General features: G+C 63.7%; 4 protein-coding genes. All 4 read left to right on the top strand.

Going from position 1 to position 5,236, the window contains the following annotated elements; translation table 11 throughout:
• The first annotated feature begins 372 nt into the window (after positions 1-372).
• The 4 genes from PMX72_RS03195 (at position 373) to gatB (ending at position 5,110) form a co-directional block, all read left to right on the top strand.
• Positions 373-1,290, top strand: coding sequence for a class C sortase (locus tag PMX72_RS03195; RefSeq protein ID WP_271729089.1), 918 nt, complete (start codon positions 373-375; stop codon positions 1,288-1,290).
• A 318-nt stretch (positions 1,291-1,608) separates the two neighbouring features.
• A complete protein-coding gene (gatC, locus tag PMX72_RS03190) occupies positions 1,609-1,920 on the top strand; it encodes an Asp-tRNA(Asn)/Glu-tRNA(Gln) amidotransferase subunit GatC (protein WP_055287082.1) in 312 nt (103 codons plus the stop codon).
• Complete coding sequence (gene gatA / locus PMX72_RS03185; protein ID WP_271729091.1) at positions 1,920-3,434, top strand: Asp-tRNA(Asn)/Glu-tRNA(Gln) amidotransferase subunit GatA; 1,515 nt, start codon at positions 1,920-1,922, stop codon at positions 3,432-3,434. Before gatC ends, gatA begins: the two co-directional genes overlap by 1 nt.
• Positions 3,434-5,110 carry an Asp-tRNA(Asn)/Glu-tRNA(Gln) amidotransferase subunit GatB gene (gatB, locus tag PMX72_RS03180; protein ID WP_271729093.1) on the top strand — a complete coding sequence of 559 codons (1,677 nt, stop codon included), beginning with the start codon at positions 3,434-3,436 and terminating at the stop codon, positions 5,108-5,110. The genes gatA and gatB overlap by 1 nt, the downstream gene beginning before the upstream one ends.
• The last annotated feature ends 126 nt before the right edge of the window (positions 5,111-5,236 follow it).

The raw sequence follows: 5,236 nt of genomic DNA, 5'->3' as shown, positions 1-5,236 counted from the left end.
TTTCTTGACTCGTATGAGGTTCGGTTTAAGGTCCGTAGGCGCACGCGCGGTGCGGACGGTAGAAGGCATTTGCGCCGAAAGCGCAAATAAGAATGCCCGGGGGTCGGATCCCGGGCATTTAACAAAAACTGAAAACTAGGCCGCCCGCGCTCTCGTACACTTACGCGGGGTGCGTCGTTTTCTATTGACATTGTATCCCGAATCGCCCCGCCGATTCGGGACATTTTGAAAACTCAAATGCTGGCTTATCCTCGACTGGACGGTGCGGTCTAGCTGTGTTGTCGGGCGGGGGAGCCTGCTAATCGGCTATTATTTGTTTAGACAACTTGAGTTGTAGAGGAGTGACTGGCGATGGTGCAGGGCGCCAAACATATGAAGAGCAATAACGCCGCGGACAACGGCGGCTCAAGCCCTCAGCCCAAACCTCAACCAAAGCCCAAGCGCCGCCGCAAGCGGCTGCCGCGCTGGGCCGATCGGCTCATCACTATCGTCATCATCCTTATTGGCGTGGGCCTTATGACCTGGCCGTGGATTTTGGACCGGCTCGAGGCCTCGGGCGTGTTCAACCAGATCAGCACCGTGTCCAGCACCGTGGACGCGCTATCTGCCGAGGAGCGCGAGCGCATCCTGCTCCAGGCGCGCTCCTTTAACGAGCAGCTGGCGGGCGAGGCCACCGAGCTTCCCGCCGACCAGATCGAGCCCTACGCCCAGCAGCTCATCTTTGACCGCGACCCCATGATGAGCTGGGTCGAGATCCCCTCCATCGACGTGAGCATGCCCATCTACCACGGCACGAGCGAAGAAGTCCTTATGGCGGGCGTCGGGCACTTGGAAGGCACGAGCCTGCCGGTGGGCGGCACCTCGACGCATTGCGTGCTCACCGCGCACTCGGGCATGCGCAACCTGAGCATGTTCGACGACATCCACTCGCTGGAGCCCGGCGACCTGGTGCTGCTGCACACCATGAACAAGACGCTCGCCTACAAGATGGTGGACTCCGAGGTGGTGCTGCCCGAGGAGATGGAGTCGCTGACCATCGAGCCCGGCGCCGACAAGGTGACGCTCGTCACCTGCACGCCCTACGGCGTGAACGACCATCGCCTGCTGGTGCATTGCGTGCGCACCAAGTACAACAAGAAGGACGTCGACAAGCAAAAGTCGCTGGCTGGCCGCCACTGGGGCAAGCGCGAGTTTGCCGTGCTCATCGTGGTCGTAGCCATTGTGCTGTTGCTGCTGGATATCGTGATCCACGCGGTCCGCAAGCGCCGCAAGGTCAAGGCCTCGGCATAAGACATTCTCCAGAACCACCGCAATGGGGACAGGCATTTTTGTGGTGGTCGGGGGCTTCCAAACCATCACAACATTCGATGAAAATCGCGATTTTGGCGAAAAGCGTCGAATGTTGCGATGCTTTTCGTTGCGGGCGGGACGGTTTTCGTTGTGGGCGGGACGGTTTTGCATTGTGACGATGCAGATTTTGCTGCATAACCGCCGGGACGCATCCGCCGCCCTCGTTACGTTTTCGCTGCATTTGGGTAAAGCACCTGCTCCAAGCGGCGTTGCCTTGTATACTAGAGCGGTTTATCTGTTATGCGGAAGGGAGCGCCTATGGCACTCAGCGAGAAAGACGTGCGCGGCATCGCCGAGTACGCAAAGATCGCACTGACCGATGACGAGCTCACCCAGATGACGTCCTACCTGAACGACGCCGTCCAGATGCTCGAGCCCGTCTTGCAATATGACTTGCCCGACGTGGAGCCCACGTTCCATCCTATCGGAAGCCTGTCCAACGTGATGGGCGATGACCTGCGCGAGCCCGAGCGCGACCTGCCGCTCGACGTCGCGCTCGAAAACGCCGGCAGCGCGCGCGACCGCTACTTCCGCGTGCCGTCCATTTTGGGAGAGGGGGAGAGCGAGTAATGAAGCTCAATCTCGATCGATTCACGGCCGCGCAGCTGGCCGCGCACGTTGCCGCCGGCGATTTTTCGGCCACCGAGGTCGCTCAGGCCTCGCTCGAGGCCATCGAGGCGCGCGAGGGTGGGGTCCAGGCATTCCTGCAGGTGGCGCCCGAGCTTGCGCTCGAGGCCGCCGCGCGCGTGGATGCCGACCGTGCCGCAGGCAAGCCGCTGCCCCCGCTTGCGGGCGTGCCGCTGGCCATTAAGGACAACATGAACCTCGTGGGCACGCGCACCACCTGCGCTTCCCGCATGCTCGAGGACTACCAGAGCGTCTACACCGCCACCTGCGTCCAGCGCATGCTCGACGCCGGCTGCCTGCCCATGGGCAAGGCCAACATGGACGAGTTCGCCTTTGGCAGCTCCACCGAGAGCTCGGCCTTCCACCGCACCAACAACCCCTGGGATACCGAGCGCGTGCCCGGCGGCTCCTCGGGCGGCTCCGCTGCCGCCGTCGCCGCGGGCGAGGTTGCGCTCTCGCTGGGCTCGGACACCGGTGGCTCCATCCGCCAGCCGGCGTCGCTGTGCGGCGTGGTGGGCTTTAAGCCCACGTATGGCGCCGTGAGCCGTTACGGCGTGGTTGCCTTTGGCTCGTCGCTCGACCAGGTGGGCCCCTTTGGCCGCACGGTCGAGGATGTCGCGCTGGCCATGAACGCGCTTACCGGTGCGGGCCACGATCCGTACGACTGCACCAGCCAGGATTGCGCCGTCGACTTTACCGAGCATCTCAACGACAGCATCGAGGGCAAGCGCGTGGGCATCATCCCCGCGTTTATGGAGGCCGAGGGCCTGACGCCCGAGGTCAAGGCCGCTGTTCAGCGCGCCGCCCAGGAGCTGCAGAACCAGGGCGCCGAGCTGGTCGAGGTCGACCTGCCGCACCTGGACGCCGCCATCGCCGCCTACTACGTCATCGGCCCGGCCGAGGCGTTCTCCAACCTGGCCCGCTTCGACGGCATTCGCTACGGCTACCAGGAGGAGGGCTGCGCCAACCTGTCCGACCAGAGCTCGCTTTCGCGCGCCCACGGCTTTGGTGCCGAGGCCAAGCGCCGTCAGATGCTCGGCGCCTACCTGCTGAGCTCGGGCGTGTACGACAAGTACTACTACGCTGCGCAAAAGGCCCGCACGCTCATCACGCAGGACTACGACGCCGCGTATGCCAAGGTGGACACCATCCTCATGCCCGCCTCGCCGCGCACGGCCTTTAAGTTTGGCGAGATCAGCGACCCCACGCAGATGTACCTCTCCGACCTGTACACCATTTCGCTCAACATCTGCGGCAACGGCGGTATCTCGGTGCCGCTGGGCCTGGGCGAGGATACTCAGCTGCCCGTTTCTGCCCAGCTGGTGGGTCCGGCCTTTAAGGACCGTCAGCTGCTCACGTTTGCCCGCGCCCTGGAGCGCGGCTTTGCCGATGCCGCCACGGGTGCGCCCGCGCTTTCCGTCGCGCCCGCTTTTGCCGGGAAGGGAGGCGAGCTGTAATGAAGGAGCTTTCCGAGGTCCTGCAGGATTGGGAGGCCGTGATCGGCCTGGAGATCCATACCGAGCTCACCGCACTCGATACCAAGATGTTCTGCAATTGCAAGCTCAGCCACGATGACGAGCCCAACGCCAACGTGTGCCCGGTGTGCCTGGGCCTGCCCGGCGCCCTGCCGGTGCCCAACAAGCGCGCCATCGAGAGCATCGTCAAGGCGGGTCTGGCCACCAACTGCGAGATCCAGCGCCACTCGATGTTCTACCGCAAGCACTACTTCTATCCCGATATGGCCAAGAACTTCCAGACCACGCAGGGTCCGGTCGCCTTTGCCATGTACGGTCACCTGGACCTGGACGTGACCGGTCGCGGTGCCGCCGAGCGCCCCGACTGCGCGTTTGGCGAGGCCGAGGCCCAGAGTCTGGCAAGCGCCTCGGCCAACGCCGAGGGCCTGTCCACGTCCATGACATCGACCATGCGCGAGGGCAACCAGCGCGCCGGCCATCTGGCCAGCTACGATGCGTCCAACCTGCAGATGCCCGAGCGTCGCGAGGACGGTTCCTACACGGTGCCCATCCGCATCCTGCGCATCCACATGGAGGAGGACGCCGCCAAGATGGTCCACGTGGGTGGCGCCGAGGGCCGCATTACCGCCGCGGCCGAGTCGCTCGTCGACTACAACCGCTGCGGCACGCCGCTCATCGAGCTTGTCACCGAGCCCGACTTGCGCACGCCCGAGGAAGCGCGCCTGTTTATGGAGAAGCTCCGTCGCATCTTTGTGACGCTGGGCATCTCGGACTGCTCCATGGAGAAGGGTTCCATGCGCTGCGACGGCAACGTGTCGCTGCGCCGCCGCGGCGAGACCAAGCTGGGCACCAAGACCGAGCTCAAGAACCTCAACTCGTTTAAGAGCCTGCACGACGGCCTTGCCTACGAGATCTGCCGCCAGGCCGAGGTGCTCGAGGAGGGCGGCATCATCTATCAGGAGACCCGCCACTGGGAGCCCAGCCGCAAGCGCACCGTGGTCATGCGTGTGAAGGAAACGGCAGACGACTATCGTCTGTTCCCCGATCCCGACCTGGCGCCGTTCGATTTGGACGACGAGTTTATCGACCGCTGCCGTGGCGAGATCCCCGAGCTGCCCGATGCCAAGCGCGCCCGTTTTGAGACCGACTTTGGCATTAAGGCGGCCGATGCCGAGCAGATCGCCGGCGACCCGGAGTTTGCCGAGTTCTTTGAGGCCGCTGCTGCCGGCATGGCTGGCAAGGAGGCCCAGACGGTCGCAAACCTGCTGGTGAACGAGATGATCGCCTACCTTAAGGGCGCGGGCGTGTCGCTCGCCGAGTCCGGCATCGTGCCGGCTCAAGTGGCGGCACTCGCCAAGCTGCTGGCGACCGATGCCATCAGCTCCAACCAGGCGCACGAGGTCTTTGAGGCCATGGCCCAGACCGGCGACGACCCCAACAAGATCGTCGACGAGCGCGGCATGCGTCAGGTGAGCGATGCCGGTGCGTTGCAGCCGATCGTGGACGAGGTGCTGGCAAACTGTGCCGAGCAGGCGCAGCAGTATCGTGACGGCAACCAGAAGGTCATCGGCTTTTTGGTGGGCCAGTGCATGAAGGCGAGCTGCGGCAAGGGCAACCCGAAACTCTTCAACGAGTTGCTGAGAACGTCGCTCTCGTAGCTGCGAGGCCGGGGAAGCCCCGAGTCGCCGGGGTATTTCCTCCAAATTTCAAACAGTCCTATGCAAGACGAAGGCCACATTTAGTGGCCTTCTTTGCATGCGGAACTCATTTGGAGCAAACACCCC

The sequence above is a fragment of the Collinsella aerofaciens genome, from assembly GCF_028207065.1.
GTDB classification, from domain to species: domain Bacteria; phylum Actinomycetota; class Coriobacteriia; order Coriobacteriales; family Coriobacteriaceae; genus Collinsella; species Collinsella aerofaciens_AR.
Note: the sequence above shows the minus strand (reverse complement) of the source record. Positions and strands in the feature narration are given on the sequence as shown.